The organism is Labilithrix luteola (genome assembly GCF_001263205.1).
Classification (GTDB): domain Bacteria; phylum Myxococcota_A; class Polyangia; order Polyangiales; family Polyangiaceae; genus Labilithrix; species Labilithrix luteola.
Genome location: NZ_CP012333.1, coordinates 11933452 through 11952777, shown reverse-complemented (window position 1 = coordinate 11952777; position 19326 = coordinate 11933452). Strand labels below are relative to the sequence as shown.

Genomic DNA, 19326 nt, shown 5'->3' with positions numbered 1-19326 from the left:
GGCGGGACTCGTGAGTCGAGTCAGCGCGTGTCGAGTTGCCTACAAGGTAGGCCGCCCGCCACGCGTTTCTCGTTTGTTCTTCTCAGCGCGCGTGATTCTGAGTCGCGCCTTCTGAGTCGCGCGTGCCTTCTGAGTTGCGCGCTATTGCTTTGCATCAATTCCATCAGAGCCTCTGATAGGCTTTCTTCGTCTTGTCCCAACGTGCCGCAACCGCGGCCGAACCGCTTCTGATCGGCCGATACGCGCTCTTCGACGAGCTTGCCTCTGGCGGGATGGCAACCGTCCATCTCGGCCGACTGCTCGGTGCCGTTGGTTTCGGTCGTACGGTCGCCATCAAGCGGCTCCACCACCAGTTCCTCGACGATGAGGACTTCATCTCGATGTTCATGGACGAGGCGCGGATCGTCGCGCGAATCGTTCACCCGAACGTCGTGCCGATGGTGGACGTCGTTCAGGGCCCGCAGGGCCTCTTCCTCATCATGGAGTACGTCCATGGCGAGTCACTCGCGCGCCTCCTTCGTGTCGCCAGAGCGAACGAAGAGCGCGTGCCGATCGGCGTTGCCTGCTCGATCATCCACAACGTCTTGCTCGGTCTCCACGCCGCGCACGAAACGAAAGAGCCCTCCGGAAAGCTACTCGACGTCGTCCACCGCGACGTGTCCCCCAGAACGTGATCGTCGGAACCGATGGCGTCGCGCGCGTCCTCGATTTCGGTATCGCGAAGGCCGCCGGCCGCATTCAGGTCACGAGGGAAGGGCAGATCAAGGGCAAGCTCGCGTACATGGCGCCCGAGCAGATCCGAGGCAACGTCGACCGCCGAACCGACTTGTTCGCAGCGGGCGTCGTGCTCTGGGAGATGCTTGCCAATCGGCGTCTCCACGATGGCCTCAAGGATATCGACATCGTCTCGCGCGTCGTGAACGGTCAGCTATCCGCGCCGAGCGCCTACGCGCAGGACCTGCCAGCTGTCCTCGACGCCATCGTTCTGAGGAGCCTCGCCACCGACCCGGCCAATCGCTTCACGAACGCGCGCGAATTCGCCATCGAGATCGAGCGCAACGTGAAGCTCGCCTCGTCGAGCGAGGTCAGCGAATGGGTGGAGCGCCTCGCTCACGACACGATCTCCGTCCGCACGGAGCGTGTTGCGGCGATGGAGCGGGCCTCACAGGAGATCGTGTCGGTCGCCACCCAGGCGCCCGACCGCATTCCGACCGTCGACCACCACATGGACGTCGAGGTCGGTCACTACGACGTGTCCATGCCAGGCACAACGTCGTCCGGCGTCTTCGCGCACACGCAAACGTCACCGAACAGCGTGTCTCGACCGGCGCCGTCGAGCGGCGGACGAGGGCTCGGCATCGCGCTCTTCGGCCTGTTCGTTCTGCTTGGCGTCATCGGCGCCGTGCTCGGTGTCTCGGCGATTCGCCAGCGAAACAATCTCGCTTCGCAAGCGGCGCCTCCCTCGGCGGCGCCCGTTCCGAAGGCCGCCGGCGTGGCCTCGATCGCGTCGGCCGTGGCGAGCGCTCCGCAGGCTCCAAGCTCGGCGAGCACCATTGGCGCCGACGCCGGTACAAGTGATGTGCGACCGGCGCCGAGCGTCGCACCGTCGCCCAAGCCGGGTGCGCCGGCGCGACCCAACGGCATCGTTCCGGCACCGAAGCCTACGGCGGAGGCCGTGGCCAACAAGAAGCCCGGCGTTTCGTGCGATCCGCCGTTCACGGTCGACGAGGCGGGGCATCGTCACTACAAGCCCGAGTGCCTGGAGTAGGCGACTCCTCTGACGATGTGCTTTGATCGGGCGCGTGTGGCGGCCCGAAGACGAAGCGCTGCTCTGGCGGCTCGAGGACGAAGCCATCTTCGAGGCACTCTTCCGCTTCCACGTGGGCTCGATCGCGAACGAGGCGACGACGCCTCACGCTCGAGGCTCGGGCCTGGTGCATGCGGCGCGTTCTCTTCCGAACGCGGACGACGCGCTCGATTCCGCCACCAAGGGTGACGTCACGAAGCTCGCGCGGCTGCTCGAGGCGGCGCCGATGGCAGGCCGCTCGCCCGAGCTCTTGCACCACCTCGCGCTGTACTTCGGCGAAGTCGCTTCGGTGCTCGAGAGCGCGGCGCCCGAGGCGGCATCGAACGCGTGGACGAGGGCGCTTGCCGCGTGGCTCGCGCTCGCCGAGGAGCGGAGCTACCTCACGCGCCTCGAGGAGGCCATTCGTGGCGCTGCATCGTCGAAAGACGTGATGCTCCCGCCCGAGCGCGTTCCGCTCGAGATCGTCGCCGAGCTGGGAAAAGCCGCGGAAGCAACGTCACGAGACCTCGCCCCGCGAGGACGTGTTGCGCTGTCGGCGCTCTCGCTTCGTTCGATCGACGACGCTGTTCGGCTCGCCGGTGTCGGAGGTGACGCCTCGGCGAGGGCGCATCGGGAAGCCGAGCGACGCCGGAACGCGGCGCTCGACGCGGCCTTGGCGGTGATCGGCGAGGCGCTCGACGATGCCAACGTGCGAGGCGAGCTCTCCAGCTCAGGGCGGGCCATTCTCCTCCGTGCCATCGACGTTTGGGGTTGGTCGGGGCAGGACGAGGCTGTGGAGCAGTTCACGGTCGAACGCATTGCCACCATCGGCTGGGAGCTCTATCGCGCGAGCTCTTGGAGTGCGCTCCGCTACTTGCTCGACCCTTTCCGCCCCATGATCGAGCATCTGGCGGCGCGCATCGAAGGCGACCCTTCGAAGGTCGCGTTCGCCGCGTCGTGCGCGCAGATGTTCGTGTTCCTCTCGGACGTGCAGGTGGTCTTCACGCAGAAGCTCGACCTCGCGGAGCGCGCCGTGCGGATCTGTCCGAGTCACCGCAACGGACGCCTCGTCCTGGCTGCCGCGCTCTGCGAGCAGGCGATGATCATCATGCGCAACATGGTCCTCTTCGCGCGGCGTGACGAAATCGACCGCGTCGATGCCATCCTGGCGCGCGCCGAGAGCCTGTACCCCCGATCGACCGAATTGCCGGAAGCTCGGGCGATGCTCGAACGTATTCGCCGTGGACGCATTGCTCTCTGAGGCGCCATGAACAATCCCTTCGAACGTTACGGTCTGGATCCGCGCGAAGGCGTCGAGGCCATCACGCGCCGGCTCAAGGAGCTCGCGGAAGACGCGAAGACCGAGGCGGAGCGCGCGGAGATTCGGGCGGCCTGGGAGGAGCTCACCCTTCATCCAGCGCGGCGACTTCGTGCGGCCCTCTTCGCACACCCGGAGACGCGCGTGCCGCTCGGGGCGCCGCCTCCCCGAACCCGCGTCCGCAGCGTTGCCATGGAGCTCGGTCTTCGTGACATCGCGCCACGGCCCAGCGTCGAATGCGCGCTGAACCTGTCGGTCGAAGAACGTGCTCGAGCGGACGAGCAAGCCTCGGCCGCGCCGTCCTTCGTGGACGATCCGCTCGTTTAGTCGTTACCCTGCGTTGGCCATGCCCTATCTCGATCGCGCAATCGGCATCGACCTCGGCACGACGAACTCGGAAGTCGCCTGGCTTCCTCCCGACGAGCGCGACCTCGTCATCCACGCGGACCGCTTCGGTCGACGAACCGTTCCGTCCGCCGTCAGCTGGGACGAGAAAGCGTCGCAGTTCGTGGTGGGGCATGCGGCGCGCAACAAGCGCGGCACCACCGCCTCGCCGATCGAATCGATCAAGCGGAAGATGGGGCAGAAGACCAAGGTGAAGGTCGGCCCGCACGAGCTCTCACCCGAAGAGGTCTCGTCGAAGATCCTCGTCGAGCTCCGCGACCGCATCCGCGAGACGCTCACGCAGCGTCCGAACGCGTTCGGCACCGACGTCGAGACTCGCGCCACGCGCGCGGTCATCACCGTGCCGGCCTATTTCGACGCCCCGCAGGTCGAGGCCACGCGGCGCGCCGGTGAGCTCGCAGGGCTCGACGTGATCGGCATCTTGCAGGAGCCGACGGCCGCAGCCATCTATCACACGTGGAAGCGGCGCCTCGGCGACGGCAATTTCCTCGTCTACGACCTCGGCGGAGGAACGTTCGACGTCTCGGTGTTGCGCTGTCTCGGCGGCGAGTACCAGGTGCTTGCCATCGACGGCGACAACTTCCTCGGCGGCGACGACTTCGACCGCCGCTACGCCGAGCACCTGCGCAAGGAGCTCGTGCAGAAGGGCTATGCACTCGACCTCGACGTGAAGGGCTCCGAGGACGATCGCCGTCTCTTTGCTCGACTCGTGCATCTTGCACAGGAAATCAAAGAGTCACTCTCGATCACCGACGTGGTCCACGTGAACAAGTCGGACTTCGTGAAGGACAAGTCCGGCGAGAGCGTCTCGTACGAGGGCGACGTCGGGCGCGCCGAATACGAGGCCATCATCGCCGATCTCGTGGAGACCACGATGGGCTGCTCCGAGCGCGCGCTCGCTCGGGCGCACGAGGTCGCGAACGTCACCGCGGCCGACATCGATCACGTGATCCTCGTCGGCGGCTCCACGCGCGTGCCGCTCGTCGTACGACGGGTGACGGAGGCGTTCTGCAAGAAGGAGAACGAGCCGCTCCGCGACGATGTCGACACGTGCGTTGCACTCGGCGCGGCGGTTCATGCGGCCCACATCGGCGGTACGTTGCTCGGTGACGAGACGTCGCGCGTGCGGGTGAACACGCCGCTGGTCGCCAGCGGTGATCGCCTGCGCGTTGGTTTGACGGTCGAAGCCGCGCCGAAGAATGCGACGCACATCGCGCTCTGGCAGGGCGAGCGTGCCCTCGCCGAAGGCGCCATCTCGCAGGAGCCCATGCGTTTCGACGTGGTGCTCGGCGAGGCCGAAGAAACGAAGGCCACCCTCGCTCTGCAATCACCGGTAGGGGCGCCGGTGACCGAGCTTCCGTTCGTCATGACGCGCGGCGATCTGCGGCCTCGTCCGACGGCGCTCTCGCGAGCATCGGTGGTGGCCAAAGACATCTCCCTGGAGGTCGTCCGCGGCGGAAGGCGAGAACGCAAGGTTCTTCTTTCGCGCGGCACGGGTTTGCCCTCGCAGGTGACGCAGGTCTTCTTCACCGCGGATCAGTCCGGCGCCGTCGTCCTGCGCATCTTGCAGAATCGCCTTCCCATCAAAACGCTCGTCGTGGAGGTGCCGCGTGAGCTTCCGGTGGGAAGTCCCGTAGAAGTGACGCTTCGCTGCGACGAGTCGATGCGGCTCGAGGCTCAGGCCACCGTCGGCTCCCAGCAGATCGACGCGCACATCGAGCCTCCACAAGCACTGCCCGGTGGCGCACCCGACGTCGAGGCTCTCCTCGAGCAGGCCGAAAAGGCGCGCCGAGCTCTCTGGGGCGGCCTCGGCTTCGAGTTCGCGCGCGACGCCGATTTGCTCGTCGTGGGCATTCGCGAGGTGCTCCACACCGATCCCGACAAGCTCGAAGCGCTGTGCCTGCGCCTCCGTCACCTCGTCGAAGAGTTCCACGGAGGAGCAGCCGATCAGATCGTGCCGCCGATGGCCCGCATGGAGGAGGCCTTCGACGTGCTCCGGCGTGTCGTCTACCGGACCGAAGGCATTCTGCTCGGCATGGATCGCGCCGAGTGGGACACGCGCATCGATACGCTCTACGACAAGGCCATCGCTGCCCACGAAGTCGGCGACGGGCCGACGTGGCGGCGCGTCTTCAACGAAGTCCAAGCGCTCTGCGAGACGGCCTACCAGGAAGAGTTCTCGACGATGCGCCTCGACGATCCGGCGTACATCCAGCGGCGCATGATGGGGCTGACGTTCCGCGCACAGCGCGTGGAACAGGCGCTCTCCGAGCTCGTACCCAGCACCACCGACGAGATCCGCGTGATGCAGGTGGCCGAGCAGAGGCGCATCGGAAAGTGGCTCGAAGACAGCGTGACGAAGCCATTGCACGGTTTGAAGGACGGCAAGGAAGTCTCCGAGGTGCGGCGCGGGCTCGAGCAGATCGACGCCGAGATCGAGCGACTCGAAGCGGCCCTCGAACGAATTCCGTCGATCGGGCTCGTCACCGATCGCGGAGCCGCGGGGTGAGTCTCGTTGCTTCGGCGATGATCGCCGCGGCCGAGCGCGTCGAACGCGCCGGCGGCGCGTCGGCGGGGCTCACCGTATGGCGGAGGCTCGCCGCAAGCGCGAACTCCGCCGACCTGCGCGGCGAGGCGATCGTTCGCGGCCTTCGTTGCGCGGTGAAGATGCGCGACCTCGGCGCCTTGCAGGAGCTCACGAAGCTCTGGGAGACCGTCGATCAGGGCGTGTGGGACGGCCTCTTCGAGGTCTGCAAGGAGCTTTGGCGCGTGGGAATGCCCATCGTCGCCACCGGCCTTGCCCTCGCCGAGGTCCGACGGCTTCGTACGGCACGTGCGCTCTACACGTATGCGCGGGCCCTCGATTCCGCGGGTGATCCGCGGGCGGCGCAAGCGTTCGAAGAGGTCGTTCCGAGGGCCGAGGCGGAAGGCGCGAAAGACATCGAGCGCGCCGCGCGGTTGCGGCTCGTCGCCTGGCTCGCGCGATCCCCCGAGACGCTCGCGCGCGCCATCGAAGAGGCAAAGAAGGTCTCCCCGAACGAGGTCTCCGCCGCCGATCGCCTGGTTCTCGCGCGGGTGCTCCTTCGCTCGCCGAGCCGCTTCGTGAGGGCGGGGGCGCTCGGCTTGCTCGACGACGTCGTGTCGAACGAAGACGCGCGCACCTGGCACGTTGCGGCGCTCACCCTCGCGGCCTCGCATGCCGATCGCGCGCTCGAGGGGCTGTCCTCGCTCGAGCTCGATCGCCTGAATGCGCTGCTCGGACGCGCACCGATCGTGAAGCTCGCGGGGCGTGCGCGCGAGGCGCTCGCGGTGAGTCAGTCGGCGTCTCGAGCGCCTGACGATGCTTCGATGGAGCGCGTGCTCGACGCCGCCGCGAACGTCGACCCCGCGTTCGCTCCCCTCTATCGCCGCGCGCAGGACATCGCCTCGGGCCGCTTCGAGGCGCAGCTCGAGATTCGCGACGACGATCGCCTCTCGGATCCGTGGCCGGCCCTGCTCGACGTGGTGGCGGCCATGCGCGATCGACGGGCCGGCGCCGGGCATGCTTTCGGGAAGCGCGCGCCCGATGCTGCTGCCGCGCATCGCTTGCGACAGCTCGCCGAGCTCGTCGAACGAGGGGGAAGCGTTCCCGTACAAACGTGGACGGTGGCTCAAGCGGCGCTCGGCGACGAGAACGCCGACGTGCGCGCCGTTGCTGGTCGGTTGTTCGCTGCCATGCTCGGCGAGCGCAACGGCCGCGAACGCCGCATCGGTCCTCCGCCCCACGGCTGGTCGCCTGTCGCGCAGGCGCTCTCCGCGTGCGGGATGGAATCGCTCGCCACCACCGCGAGGCGCTGCGCGTCGGCCGCGAAGGAAACCGGTGCGGAGGACGCGCTCTCGCTCGCGCTCACGAGATCGGGGTGGGAGCTCGCCCAGGCTGGCGATCGCTCTCGGGCGATCGCACGACTTCGCGAGGCACGCTCGATCGCCCTCGCGAGCCATCCGCCCGGCGCGAAGACGGAGGCGGCGGCACCGAAGACTCCAGCTTCGGCGAAGACTCCGGTTTCCAGCCCGTCGTCGTGATCAGGCGCGCTCCGCGCTTGTACGAGACGTACGACCAAGCCCACGTGAGCAGCACGACGAATCGGTTGCGGAAGCCGATGAGGTACCAGACGTGGACGACGAGCCACGCGAGCCAGGCGACGAAGCCCGAGAGCTTGATCTTGCCGGCTTGGGCAATGGCCCGCGAGCGACCGATCGTCGCCATCGAGCCCTTGTCGAGATAGCGGAACGGCTTGACCTCGATCGGTTGCCCGTTGCTGCGACTTCCCTTGGAAATGATGCGTGCAACGTAGCGGCCCTGTTGCATGGCCACGGGGCTGACACCGGGAAGGAGTTTTCCGTTCTCCTCGAAGTGCGCCATGTCACCGATCGCGAAGACCTCTGGAAAACCGGGGAGCGAGCAGTCGTCTTTGACGAGGACGCGGCCTTGGCGGTCGAGCGGAACGCCCTCGGCAGCGAGACGTGCCCCGAGGTCGTTCGCGCGAACACCGGCGCTCCAGACGACGGTGGCCGAGAACAGGTGATCGAGCTCTTTCCCGCTTCCGAGTCCGGGCAGCTCGTTGTCCGAGACGACTTCGAGGTCGGCGCCGTCGGGCCCGATGTTCACGACGCGCGCATTCGTGCGGACCTCGACCCCGAGCTCGCTGAGCTGGTCGACGGCGCTGCGCGCCAGATCTTCGGGGAAGCTCGGCAGGAGGCGCGCTCCAGCTTCGACCAGGATGACGCGCGCGGATCGCGGGTCGATCGAGCGGAAATCCTCGCTCAGGACGAAGCGCGCGAGCTCGGCGATCGCTCCGGCGAGCTCCACGCCCGTCGGCCCGCCGCCGATGACCACGAAGGTCAGCAGCTTGCGACGCTCGCGCTCGTCGTCGGTGCGCTCGGCACGCTCGAAGGCGACGAGCACCCGGCGTCGAATTTCGACCGCGTCTTCGATGCTCTTCAGGCCCGGCGCAAAGCGCTCCCAATCGTCGTGACCGAAGTACGAGGTCTTCGCGCCAATCGCGAGCACGAGCCAGTCGTACGGGAGGATGCCGCAGCTCCCGGCATCGATGGTCTTGCGCTGCAGGTCGACGTTGCGAACTTCGCCCAGCATCACGCGAACGTTGTCTTGCTCGGCGAGGATCGAGCGAATCGGGGCGGCGATCTCCGCGGGCGATAGGCCAGCCATGGCCACCTGGTAGAGGAGCGGCTGGAAGAGGTGGTAGTTCGTGCGATCAACGAGCGTGACGTCGACGTGAGCTCCAGCGAGCGCTTTGGCGGTTTCCAGGCCGCCAAACCCGCCGCCGACAATCACGACGCGCTGCCGCGGTTCGGTCATTGCCACGCCCTCCATGTGGGGTCGTGGTGCGCCGTGTCAAGGACCCTTGTGCTGGCGTGCGATCGGAGCCGAACCCGTGGCTCGACCGGCCGGTTTGCGCATGACGAAGCCTGCCTTCCGCCGCGGTCGGAATTGCGAAGCGCATGCACCCTACAAGTTTTCGAGATCGACACGTGACCCTCGCGAGGGCGCAACGAGGGCATGGGAATCTGGCACGGTCCACAGGAAGGGAGGACGCCGATGAGCCCCATCGAGACGATCGCCATCGTTGCAGCGGTGTATGCCGTGGTGTTCCTTGCGCATCGCGCGACTCAGGTCACCGATGACGCCGCCGAATCCTCGCTCGACGAGGTCCCCCGGACGGCGAACGAAGTCCCGCTTCAGACGGGCTGACGCGAACGGACCGGCGCTTTCGGGAAGCGTCGGTCCCTCACAGGCCGTCGAGGCAGGGCGAGAGAGCGCGCGAAGGTGCTAGAGTCGCGCACATGAAGCAGCGACACCTCGCGGCGTTCTTGGTTGGTGCGGCCGTTCTGGGAGGCTCGCTCGGGCCGAACGACGCCCGGGCGGACATCCCGCCCCCGAACACGTCGCAGTGTCGTTCGAAGAACGCGGGCGACGCGTGTAAGACGGACGATGGCAAGTCGGGCGCTTGTGCACCGTCGAAATGCGCACACCGGACCGTCTCCCCCGACGGCGGCCTCGTGTTCGAGCAGGTCGACTGCCTGGAATGCGCTCCAGCAGACAGCGCCAAAGCGGCCGCTTCCGGCGGCACGTCCGGGGCGGGAGCGCCCGCTCCGACGAACAGCGCTGCGCCGAGCTCCGGCAAGAGCGGGTGCGCAGTCGGACCGGTCGGCTCGTCGCAGCTGGGCTCGGCACTCGCGCTTCTTGGCGTGGCAGTCGCCTGTGGCTTGCGTCGTTCACGGCGCGCGAGGTGATGGCGATGCGTCACTCGCTGATTCGTATCTCGTTGCTCGCGCTCCTCGCAGCGAGCGGCGTATCGACGATGCTCGTCGCGGCATGCGCGGGCAGTGAAGACGACGGCGCGCAGGCTCCTCGCGAAGCAGGCGCCGACGCTCCGCTTCTTGGCGATGCGTCCGGCGACGCCGCCGAGGCTGGTGCTTCGCTCGGTGATCCTTGCGGCGATCCCGCCGGACTCCAAGCCGGTGCACCATGGCCACTTCGTGGTGGATGCCCGAAGCGCGCGGGCTACTCGGCCGCGGGTGGTCCGGTCACGGCAACCGTGAAATGGTCTCTCCTTGCCGATGCGGGCGCGACCTCGCCGGCGATCAGCGCGAACGGTCTCGTGTGGGTCGGTACCAACGAGGGAGACGTCATCGCCGTCTCGCCGGCCGGTGCGCTCCTCGCATCGCTCCCGACGGGGGCCGCCGTCACGTCGTCTCCGGCGATTGCAGCGAGCGGCTTCACGATCATCGGAAGCACGAACGGCAAGCTCTACGCGGTCGACCGCGTCACGCACGCACCAGACGCAGGCGCAGACTCGGGGGATGACGACGCGGACGTCGCGCCTACCGCCCGATCCATCTTCGAGCTCGCGGTCGGTCCCGTGGCATCGTCGCCCGTCATCGGCGCCGACGGAACCATTTACGTGGGCACGACGGACGGCAAGCTCGTGGCCGTCGCGGCCGACGGCAGCGGCTCCTCGTGGTCGGTCACGACGAACGACACCTCGGGCTCATCGCCGTGCATCGCGGCCGACGGAACGATCTACGTCGGAAGCTCCGATGGGCACCTCTACGCCGTCACGCCCGAAGGCAGCATCAAGTGGTCGTACCAGGCCTCGGGCGCCGTCACGGGATCACCGGTCGTCGGTGGAGACGAGACCGTGTACGTGGGCAGTTCCGACGGCACGCTGCACGCGGTCACGCCGGACGGTTCGCGCCTCTGGACGTTCGCCACCGGTGGCCCGATTTCGGGCTCGGCCGCGGTCCGGGCTGGGGTCGTCTACGTCGGTTCGGCCGACAAGAAGCTCCACGCCGTCGCAACGACCGATGGCGTCGAGGCGTGGAGCTACGCGACGCAAGGTATCGTGGCCACGCCGGTCGTGGGCGCGGACGGTTCGGTGTACGTGGGGTCGACCGACGGTCGAATCTACGTCGTGCGCCCGACGGGCTCCCTGTTCTTCGCGGTGAACGTGAAGGGCCGCGTCTCGTCGGCGCCCGCGATCGGGGCCGACGGCACCCTCTACGTCACCACCGATACGGCGCTCGTGGCGGTCGGCCCCTGACGTCGGCTCGGATCAGTTCAACACGAAGTTGTTCAGCGCCTGCACGATGACGCCGATGATGCTCTCGCCGGCGACGCCGCCTGCGGCGATGGCGATGAGATAGCGCTCCGCCCAGGTCTTGTTCACGCGCTCGGCGACCGCCGCGAAGAGGGCGCCGAGGAACATGGCGAGGGGGTAGAAGAACGGGAGCACCATGCCGAGGCCGATGCCGGTCGGCGAGGGGATCCACTTCTTGTACTGCTTGGGCGCGTAGAGCTCGGCGAGCGCGAGGATGACGCCGATGGCGATGCCCCACTTGATGCCCGCCTGGGCCATCGGATGCAGGTTTCCGAGGCCGTACTTGAAGACCTCGGCGACCGCCTTCCACTGCTGCGCGGAAGGCGCGGGGAAGGCCGGCGGCTTCGTATCGGTGCCCGTGAGCACCGTCGCGTCGGGGACGAGGATGAAGTAGCAGAGCACCGTCGCCACCGTGCCGGTGAGGATGCCGAAGGCCTGCGCGAGGAATTGGCGACGCGGGCTTGCACCGAGCAGATAGCCGCTCTTGAGGTCGTTCAAGAGATCGGCGCTTGCCAGCGACGCACCCGAGGTGATGGCGGCCGTCTGGAGGTTGGCCGTGGTGCTCTGGGGCATGAGCACGCCGTAGGTGAGCTGGACGATCTTGCCGAGCGGGCCGCCCGGAGTGATGTCGCTCTCTCCGGTCGCGCGGCACGCGACGAGGGAGAGCACGAAGGTCATCGCGATGGCGAGTATGCCGAGGTGCACCGGAATGTCGAAGGCGAGCCACGCGATGACGACGATGCCGATGCCCGAGAAGATCATGCCGGCGATGAACCAGGAGCCTGGCACTTCGACCTGGTCGGGCGAGATCGCTGCGCCCTCGGTCGCGGCGCTGGCGTTCCGCTTGGTCGGGCCGAGGCTCGCGAGCGCGCGCACGATCGTGCGCCACTGCGCGGCGAAGGAGACGAGCCCGCTCGCGACGAGCATCGGCGCGCCGATCCAGATGCCGATTTCCTTCCACGCCGAGGCTGGCTTGCTGGCCGCGCCCACCGTCACGCCCGCGGCGTTCGTCCACTGCCAATCGAGCGCGATTGGGTCGATGAAGATCGCGAGAATGAGCCCGCCGACGACCATCCAGCCGGTGATGCGCAGGCCGATGATGACGCCGGCGAAGAGCAGCGCCAGGCCGTGATCGAGCTTCAGCTGGTAGTCGGAGAGGTGAAACGGCGCGCCACCCGGATGGAGCTTGGCAGGGCCCGCGTTGAGCATGCGGTGCGTCCAAGAATCAGGCAGCACGTTCGTGATCCAGTCGAAGACGTTCGACTGACCCGGCACGAGCGCTTCACGCAGCGCCTTGCCGGTCTTGGGATCGATGCCCACCTTGCGGATCTCGAGCTCCTTGAGGAGCGGGACGAAGGCCGAGACCATGGCCGTGCCGAAGAGAACGCGCGCCTTCACGAGGGCCTCGTTCCCGCGGCTGTAGAGGCTCTGCAGCGTGACGGCCGCAGCGGTTCCCGACGGGAACTTGAGCTTCTCGCGGTTGATCATGCTGCGCTTCATCGGAATGGCGAGCGTCACGCCGAGCGCTGCGAGGAAGAAGATCCAGGGCGCGAGCACCTGCCAGCGGATGTGCGTGCCGCCCGGGTTCGCCTCGGTCACCGTCAGGAGGAGCATCGCCGGAATCGACGAGATGACCATGTTGCCCGTGGCGTAGCCGGCCGACGATGCGGTCGACACCGCGCACGTGGTCTCGAGGATCGACAGCGGGGTCTTCGCGAGACCCGCGCTCAGGAGACCATTCCAGATCGCGTACGACAGGATGCACGCCGTCAGACCCACGCCGAGAAACCAGCCGGTCTTCAGGCCGATGTAGACGTTCGTGAACGAGAGGAAGAAGCCCAGGACGGTTCCCATCGCGACCGCGCGGAACGTGAGCTGCGGGCTGTCGTGGCGATAGGCTCGCGCGTACCACTCGGCCTCGTCGAACCCGAGGACCGTTTCGGGGGGGATCTCGAGCGGCTTGCTCGCTTCGATCTCTTCGGGCGTGACGGGCGGCTTCTGGAAGAAACTCACGTTCCTTCCTTACCCTGAAATCGGCCTACTGCCTCGCCAGACAGAACCGGAGAAGAACGCCGGCGGTGACGACGACGAGCAGCAGGAACGTGATGGTCGATGCCGTGAGGCTTCGCTTCTCCTCGGCCGTCGTGCTCTCGCGGCCCGATCGGGCCGGCTCACTGGATGAGCTCGCAGGCGCTTCCTTCGAGGAGACCACGGCCTTGAGGGTGGGCGGAACGGGCTCGACGCCGGACGGCGGGGGCGAGGGATCCGGCTTCGGCAGCGGCGAGCCCAGGCTGCCGACCGATGCAATCTTGCCGACCATGGCGATCGACGCCACGGGGCGCACCGCCGGCGGGGGAGCGTCGGCCGTGAAGTTCGTGGCGTACGCAGCGAGCGACGAAGGCCTCATCTCCGACGATGGCGAATCCTCGTCCGGCTCTGGAACTGTCTCGACCCCGTCGGCCTCGCGGGCGCGTTCGCGCTTGGCCGCTTCGGGGGGCAGGCGCGCGAGGATCGAAGGACCGTCACGCATCGCATCGCGCAAGCTTGCCCAGAAAACGCCGACGTCGCTCGGTCGCTTCTTGGGATCCTGCGAAACCGCCAGCCCGAGCAGCTCTTCGACGGCCGGGGGCATGACCATGCCGAAGCTCGAAGGCTTGGGCGAGCCGGTGGACGGTTCGAGCGCCTTCAGCAGGCCGTCGGCGATCGAGCGAGCGGGCCGCGCCTTCTCGCCGAGAAGCAGCTCGAGGAGCACGAGCGTGAGCGAGTAGACGTCCGTCCACGGACCGACGGCGCCGATCTTCGGGGAAAACTGCTCGGGAGCGCCGTACGAAGGCGAGCAGGTGTAGGTGCCGGCGAGCGTCTGCACGCTGCCTCGGATCCCGAGCGTCTCGTCCGACAGGATCTTCGCCATACCGAAGTCGAGCACCTTCACACGGACGCCGTCGCGCCCTTCGAGCATGAAGAGGTTGCCCGGTTTGACGTCGCGATGAACGACACCTTGCGCGTGCGCATGGGCGAGGCCGCGAACGGCGCCGTCGAGCAGATTCACGGCCTGCTCGAGCGAACGACCGCCGACCTTGTTCTCGCGACGCTCTCGGAGATCCGCCGCGAGCGTCTTGCCTTCGAGCCACTCGAGAACCGTATAGGGGGTGAGTTCGCCGGTCTTCGGAGCTGCCACCGCTCCGCCCCCGATGCAGCGCACGATGTCGAGGCTGCCTTGCGAGAGGCGATAGAGGATCTTCGTCTCGTCGCGGAAGCGCATGGCGAGCGTATCGCGCAGCTCACCGTTGGCGTTGCCCTGCGCGATACGCAGGCACTTGATGGCGACCTCTTCGTCGAGGCCGAGGTGGCGACCGCGATAAACGAGCCCGAAACCACCCGCATCGACGCACGCGTCGAAGCGCACTTGTTCGACGGTCGAACCGACGAAGCCGAGTGCGTCCGCAGCCATGACGCCGCAGCATAGCCGACCTTCCAGCGATCGGGGGCGTTCTACCCCGCCGATCGCTTCGTTGATGCGTGTTGTGCTCGTGGGCACGGAATTTTCTCCGGTCGCGCACGCGGTCGCCGCTGGTACCATGCGCGCCGAATGAACGAGCGTCGCCCCGTACGAACGGTATGCGTGTTCTGCGGCTCGCGTCCTGGCGCGGATCCCGCATTCATGGAGGCCGCTGCAGAGCTCGGAGCTGCGATCGCCGAGCGGAAGATGACGCTCGTCTACGGCGGTGCGAAGGTGGGGCTCATGGGCGCGCTTGCGGAAGGTGCTCTCCGCGCCGGCGGTCGCGTGGTCGGCGTGATTCCCAAGATGCTCGTCGCGAAGGAAATCGCTCACGACGGATTGTCGGAGCTCTACCTTTCGGAGTCGATGCACGAGCGCAAGGAACGCATGATTGCGCTCGCCGATGCGTTCATCACGATGCCCGGAGGCTTCGGCACGTACGACGAGCTCTTCGAGGCGCTCACGCTCGCGCAGCTCGGTTTCCACGACAAGCCGAGCGGCCTCCTCAACGTGAAGGGCTTCTTCGACCCCCTCGTGGCTCTCGTCCGGCATACGATCGCGTCGGGCTTTGCGGCTCCTCAGCACGAGGGCCTGGTCGTTGCCGAGGCCTCGCCCGCACGATTGCTCGATGCCCTCGTGGCATGGCGTCCGCAGCCGCTCGGCGAGAAGTGGACCGATCGCCGAGTCGCGACCTGATCGCGCCGTGGACTACGCGCCGATTCTCCAGCGCATCGCCGCGGACATCCAGCCCCTGATCGGAAAGGGCAGGGTCGCCGACTACATTCCGGAGCTCGGCAAGGTCCGGGCGACCCGCTTCGGCATGGCGCTCGTGACCGTGACGGGCGAGACGCACACGATCGGCGATGCCGACGAGCGCTTCTCCATCCAGAGCATCTCGAAGCTCTTCGCGTGCACGTTGGCCTTCCAGCGGCTCGGCGAAGAGCTCTGGAAGCGGGTCGGGCGCGAGCCCTCGGGCAATGCCTTCAACTCGCTCGTGCAGCTCGAATACGAGCAGGGCATTCCCCGCAATCCGTTCATCAATGCCGGTGCCCTCGTCGTCACCGACGTGCTCTGCCGGAACCTTCCCGGGGCCGACACGGCGCTCGTCGAGCTGCTGCGTAGGCTCTCCGGCAACGACACCATCGCGGTCGACGAACGCGTGGCCCGCTCCGAGCTCGAACATGCCGCGCGCAACCGTGCGATGGCATACTTCATGAAAAGCTTCGAGCGTCTCGAAGTGCCGGTCGAGCGCATCATCGACGTGTACTCGCGCAATTGCGCGATCGCGATGAGCTGCACCGACCTCGCGCGAGCGGCCCTCTTTCTCGCGAACGGTGGAGTCGTCCCGCACAGCGGTGAACGTATTCTCGCGCCGAGTCCGACCAAGCGGCTCTCGGCGCTCATGCTCACGTGCGGGACGTACGACGCGGCGGGCGATTTCGTCTATCGCGTCGGACTCCCTGCCAAGAGCGGCGTGGGGGGTGGAATCGTGGCGGTCATGCCCGGCGCCTGGGCGGTTTGCGTGTGGTCGCCTGGGCTCGACGCGAGCGGCAACTCCCTTGTCGGCGTTCAGGCGCTCGAGTGGCTGACGACGCTCACGGGCCACTCGATCTTCTGAGCGTCACGTCACTTTGGGGGCGGCGACGAGCCTGCCGACGCTGAAGTCGAGATCGCGCGCGGCGTAACGCACGAGGCTCTCGAGCTCTTCGTCGCCGAGCGAGAGCTCGATGGCGAGTGACTCACGAACCTGGCGTGCGATCGTGACCCGGAGGGCGGCGAGCCAGCGAGCGGCCGTCGCGCGGTGCACGCCATAATGTTTGCCGATGGCATCGATGCCCATCGCCTCGAGATAGTGTTGACGCACGAGTGTGCGCTCACGCGTGGAGAGTGTGGCCATCGCACGCTCGATGGCCGCCTCGATCTGCGGGGCGTGCATCTTCCGTAGGTAAAGCAGCTCCGGATCCGGCGCCCGATCCATGTCGTCGAGCGCCCGGTCGTCGAGCTCCACGTTGCGGTCGTTTCTCCGCACGACCTTCAGCGCAGCGCGGACGGCGATGGTACGCAGCCAGCTCTCGAGCGGTCCCACGCCGGAGTAGTCGGTGATCCACGGCGCCTGTTTTTGTGGGCTCGTCGAATCTCCGAAGAAGAGCTTCTCGCGGAGCGACCCCTCGAGATCGTCGATGACGCTCTCGGCGACCTTCAAGCGGCGCAGGGCTCGACCGACGACGGGGAAGTAGCGTTGCTCGAAGCGCGCGATGGCGGCCGACGATTGCGCCGCGCATGCGCATGCGAGGTAGAGTTCGGCGACGCGCAGTGCGTTCGACGCGCGCGACACCGACTTCGACGTCACGTACGAAGCGAACGCCTCGAGCGGCACCACGATGCCGTCGTTCTCGCGCCGACCTTCGTTCCATGCATCCTCGAGCCAACTGGGCGGAGAGCCGCGCGGCTTGCGAGGTGCTTCGTCTGTCACGGCAAGATCTCCCACGGCCTGGCTCGGATCGACGCGCGCGAGCAACGCGCGCAGCGGGGCTGGAGCAAAGCGTGGGCCACGGCCGCCTTCCCGTGGCTTCGCGGCGATTCGCGGCGATTCGCGGCGTGCGGTCGGAAAAAAGATTCCGATACCCCAGTCGCGATCGGAAATTAATTTCCGACTATTCGTCGACGTATTTGAAGACCGTGCGCGCGCTGACCATGAGCGCATCGGCGGCGGCCGTGCGGTTCCCGCCGAAGCGAGCGACGACCTCGCGCACGTACTGGCGCAAGAACTCGTCGCGCACCATCGACAAGGGACGAACGAGCGGTGCGCCGCGCGGGAGCACGGAGTCGGTGGGGGTCGTGAGACCGAGGTCGGCAGCCGAGAGCGTGGTGCCCTCGGCCATCAAGACGGCTCGCCGCACGCACGCTTCGAGCTCGCGCACGTTGCCTTCCCACCGCGCGCGCCGCATGGCGATGAGCGCGTCGTCGCCGAAGCGCAGCGGCTGGCTCGAACGTCCTTCCGACTTCGGAGCGCGCTCGTGCGTGAACTTGTGGAGGAAGTGTGCCGCGAGGCGAAGCACGTCGCCGGGGCGCTCGCGAAGCGGCGGCAGCTGCACGCCGACGATGGCGAGGCGGAAGTAGAGATCCTGACGGAAGCGCCCGGCCTGCACCTCGTCGGCGAGGTGGCGGTTCGTCGCGCAAACGACACGGACGTCGACGGAGACGCTCTCCTCGGCGCCGACGGGTACCACGCGCTCTTCCTGGAGCACGCGAAGGAGGGCGACCTGCTGGGCGAGCGGCATCTCACCCACTTCGTCGAGGAACAGCGTGCCGCCTTCCGCGCTGCGGAAGAAGCCGAGTCGGTCTGCCGCGGCGCCCGTGAAGGCGCCTTTCTTGTGGCCGAACAGCTCGCTCGCCAGGAGCTCGTTCGGGATCGCTCCGCAGTTGACGGCGATGAACGGGCCGCGCGCGCGAGGCGAGAGGCGATGCAGCTCGCGAGCGACGAGCTCCTTGCCGGTGCCGGTTTCGCCGGTGACGAGCACGGGGGCGCGCGACGCAGCGGCTTTGCGGAGCGTCTTCTTGAGCACCACCATCGGCTCGGCGTCACCGATGATGAGGCTCTCGTCGTCTTGCGCCTCGCCGAGGATGCCGAGGCGATCTTCCATGAGGGCGCGCCGGCGCTCGCCTTCGAGGATGTTCACCGCATGGCTCGCGTAGAGCTCGACGAGCTCGCGCGCTTCTTGGGTGAGCGGGCGGCTTGCGCGCCGCGAAAGGTAGATGGCGCCGACGATGCGCCCTTCGGAGACGATCGGCGCGCAGAGCGCGGAGAGAGCGGGCTCACCCACGAGGCTCGCGGCGCCGGCGAGCTCCGGATCGGTCAGTGTATTCTGCACGTGAACCGATTTGCCGGACGCGCGCATCTTGCCGAGCAGGGTGCGGCTGATCTCGACCTCGCCACCCGAGAAGCTTCCATGCGCCGAGGAGACGAGGCTTACCGGATCTTCGTCGCTCGAGAGGCGCACGAGCGTGCCGCGCGAGGCGCCGGTGAGCACCATGAGGTCGTCGACGAGCTGCTCGGCGAGCGCCGCCACGTTTTCGCGTCCGTGGGCGCGGGCCGCGAAGGCCGTGAGGCGTCGAATGGCGTCGATCGTCGGCGGAGAGCCGCCTGCGCTCGGGCCCGCCGCATCGGCGGCTACGTGCGGAACGGGACCTGGCCGGAACGAGAGAGCGTTTTTCCCGATGACGACGATGTCGAACGGCGACAGCAGGTGGATGCGCACGCGCATCCCGTTGACGAGCAGCGGATTCTGCTCGCGCACGAGGACGAAGCCGTCTTCGCGGCGTTCGATGCGCGCGTAAATTCCCGAGAGCTCCGGGTCGGGAAGAAACAGCTCCGCCTCCGCGGCCGCTCCCACGCGAATCACGTCGCGATCGAGGTCGTAGAACGAGATCCCGCTCGCCCCCCGTGGGGGCTGCGCAGCCATGACGGCGAAATGCGCGCGCGCTGGCGCTGGCGAGGGAGGTGCCCTGAGCGGCGAGCCGGTTCCGGACATGTCGCGCGATCCTAGCGAACTTCGCGGTATATAGTGAGAGCGTGCGCGTGCGAATCGGCTCCAGGCCCGCTTTTGGCTCGTCGTCCCCGATGGCTCCCCGCGCCCCCCGCGTGCTCTCCCGCGCC

The 19326-nt window shown here is 67.6% G+C and carries 13 protein-coding genes and 1 pseudogene; 9 read left to right on the top strand and 5 right to left on the bottom strand.

Features of this window, described 5'->3' with window-relative positions; translation table 11 throughout:
* Positions 1-191 precede the first annotated feature (191 nt).
* The 4 genes and pseudogenes from AKJ09_RS51610 to AKJ09_RS51595 all read left to right on the top strand — a co-directional run bounded on the left by AKJ09_RS51610 (position 192) and on the right by AKJ09_RS51595 (position 6018).
* Positions 192-1768 (top strand): annotated as a pseudogene (locus AKJ09_RS51610) (serine/threonine-protein kinase).
* A gap of 34 nt (positions 1769-1802) precedes the next feature.
* Positions 1803-3047 carry a hypothetical protein gene (locus AKJ09_RS51605; RefSeq protein WP_146655241.1) on the top strand — a complete coding sequence of 415 codons (1245 nt, stop codon included), beginning with the start codon at positions 1803-1805 and terminating at the stop codon, positions 3045-3047.
* 6 nt (positions 3048-3053) lie between these two features.
* Positions 3054-3431 carry a hypothetical protein gene (locus tag AKJ09_RS51600; protein WP_146655240.1) on the top strand — a complete coding sequence of 126 codons (378 nt, stop codon included), beginning with the start codon at positions 3054-3056 and terminating at the stop codon, positions 3429-3431.
* A gap of 19 nt (positions 3432-3450) precedes the next feature.
* On the top strand, positions 3451-6018 hold the full coding sequence (locus AKJ09_RS51595; protein ID WP_169928685.1) for an Hsp70 family protein: 2568 nt from the start codon (positions 3451-3453) through the stop codon (positions 6016-6018).
* A gap of 1377 nt (positions 6019-7395) precedes the next feature.
* On the opposite strand, the gene AKJ09_RS51590 is transcribed toward AKJ09_RS51595, so the two are convergent.
* Entirely contained in the window at positions 7396-8868 is a 1473-nt protein-coding gene (locus tag AKJ09_RS51590; RefSeq protein ID WP_146655238.1) for an NAD(P)/FAD-dependent oxidoreductase, read from the bottom strand.
* 240 nt (positions 8869-9108) lie between these two features.
* Between AKJ09_RS51590 and AKJ09_RS54040 the strand changes: the two genes are divergently transcribed.
* The 3 genes from AKJ09_RS54040 to AKJ09_RS51580 all read left to right on the top strand — a co-directional run bounded on the left by AKJ09_RS54040 (position 9109) and on the right by AKJ09_RS51580 (position 11113).
* Positions 9109-9261 carry a hypothetical protein gene (locus tag AKJ09_RS54040; RefSeq protein ID WP_169928684.1) on the top strand — a complete coding sequence of 51 codons (153 nt, stop codon included), beginning with the start codon at positions 9109-9111 and terminating at the stop codon, positions 9259-9261.
* A 92-nt stretch (positions 9262-9353) separates the two neighbouring features.
* The gene (locus AKJ09_RS51585; protein WP_146655237.1) at positions 9354-9803 is read left to right on the top strand and encodes a hypothetical protein; all 450 of its coding nucleotides are present in this window, start codon (positions 9354-9356) and stop codon (positions 9801-9803) included.
* Positions 9804-9808: 5 nt separating this feature from the next.
* Positions 9809-11113, top strand: coding sequence for an outer membrane protein assembly factor BamB family protein (locus AKJ09_RS51580; protein ID WP_146655236.1), 1305 nt, complete (start codon positions 9809-9811; stop codon positions 11111-11113).
* A 12-nt stretch (positions 11114-11125) separates the two neighbouring features.
* Here the strand turns inward: AKJ09_RS51580 and AKJ09_RS51575 are convergent, their stop codons facing one another.
* Together AKJ09_RS51575 and AKJ09_RS51570 are read right to left on the bottom strand one after the other, a co-directional pair.
* Positions 11126-13183 carry an OPT family oligopeptide transporter gene (locus tag AKJ09_RS51575; protein WP_146655235.1) on the bottom strand — a complete coding sequence of 686 codons (2058 nt, stop codon included), beginning with the start codon at positions 13181-13183 and terminating at the stop codon, positions 11126-11128.
* Positions 13184-13208: 25 nt separating this feature from the next.
* Positions 13209-14621: a serine/threonine protein kinase gene (locus tag AKJ09_RS51570; RefSeq protein ID WP_169928683.1), complete on the bottom strand. Its 1413-nt coding sequence runs from the start codon at positions 14619-14621 to the stop codon at positions 13209-13211.
* Between the two features lie 138 nt (positions 14622-14759).
* Between AKJ09_RS51570 and AKJ09_RS51565 the strand changes: the two genes are divergently transcribed.
* Both AKJ09_RS51565 and AKJ09_RS51560 read left to right on the top strand, forming a co-directional pair.
* On the top strand, positions 14760-15365 hold the full coding sequence (locus tag AKJ09_RS51565; protein WP_146655233.1) for an LOG family protein: 606 nt from the start codon (positions 14760-14762) through the stop codon (positions 15363-15365).
* 7 nt (positions 15366-15372) lie between these two features.
* A complete protein-coding gene (locus tag AKJ09_RS51560) occupies positions 15373-16287 on the top strand; it encodes a glutaminase (protein ID WP_146655232.1) in 915 nt (304 codons plus the stop codon).
* A 3-nt stretch (positions 16288-16290) separates the two neighbouring features.
* Here the strand turns inward: AKJ09_RS51560 and AKJ09_RS51555 are convergent, their stop codons facing one another.
* On the bottom strand, positions 16291-17142 hold the full coding sequence (locus tag AKJ09_RS51555; protein WP_169928682.1) for a hypothetical protein: 852 nt from the start codon (positions 17140-17142) through the stop codon (positions 16291-16293).
* Positions 17143-17323: 181 nt separating this feature from the next.
* Positions 17324-19201 carry a sigma 54-interacting transcriptional regulator gene (locus AKJ09_RS51550; RefSeq protein WP_146655230.1) on the bottom strand — a complete coding sequence of 626 codons (1878 nt, stop codon included), beginning with the start codon at positions 19199-19201 and terminating at the stop codon, positions 17324-17326.
* Between the last annotated feature and the right edge of the window lie 125 nt (positions 19202-19326).

Bases quoted from the DNA above. Each gene is read 5' to 3' on its own strand.
- AKJ09_RS51600 (WP_146655240.1), top strand. From the start codon at position 3,054: ATGAACAATCCCTTCGAACGTTACGGTCTGGATCCGCGCGAAGGCGTC.
- AKJ09_RS51595 (WP_169928685.1), top strand. From the start codon at position 3,451: ATGCCCTATCTCGATCGCGCAATCGGCATCGACCTCGGCACGACGAAC.
- AKJ09_RS51590 (WP_146655238.1), bottom strand. From the start codon at position 8,868: ATGACCGAACCGCGGCAGCGCGTCGTGATTGTCGGCGGCGGGTTTGGC.
- AKJ09_RS54040 (WP_169928684.1), top strand. From the start codon at position 9,109: ATGAGCCCCATCGAGACGATCGCCATCGTTGCAGCGGTGTATGCCGTG.
- AKJ09_RS51585 (WP_146655237.1), top strand. From the start codon at position 9,354: ATGAAGCAGCGACACCTCGCGGCGTTCTTGGTTGGTGCGGCCGTTCTG.
- AKJ09_RS51580 (WP_146655236.1), top strand. From the start codon at position 9,809: ATGCGTCACTCGCTGATTCGTATCTCGTTGCTCGCGCTCCTCGCAGCG.
- AKJ09_RS51570 (WP_169928683.1), bottom strand. From the start codon at position 14,621: ATGGCTGCGGACGCACTCGGCTTCGTCGGTTCGACCGTCGAACAAGTG.
- AKJ09_RS51565 (WP_146655233.1), top strand. From the start codon at position 14,760: ATGAACGAGCGTCGCCCCGTACGAACGGTATGCGTGTTCTGCGGCTCG.
- AKJ09_RS51550 (WP_146655230.1), bottom strand. From the start codon at position 19,201: ATGTCCGGAACCGGCTCGCCGCTCAGGGCACCTCCCTCGCCAGCGCCA.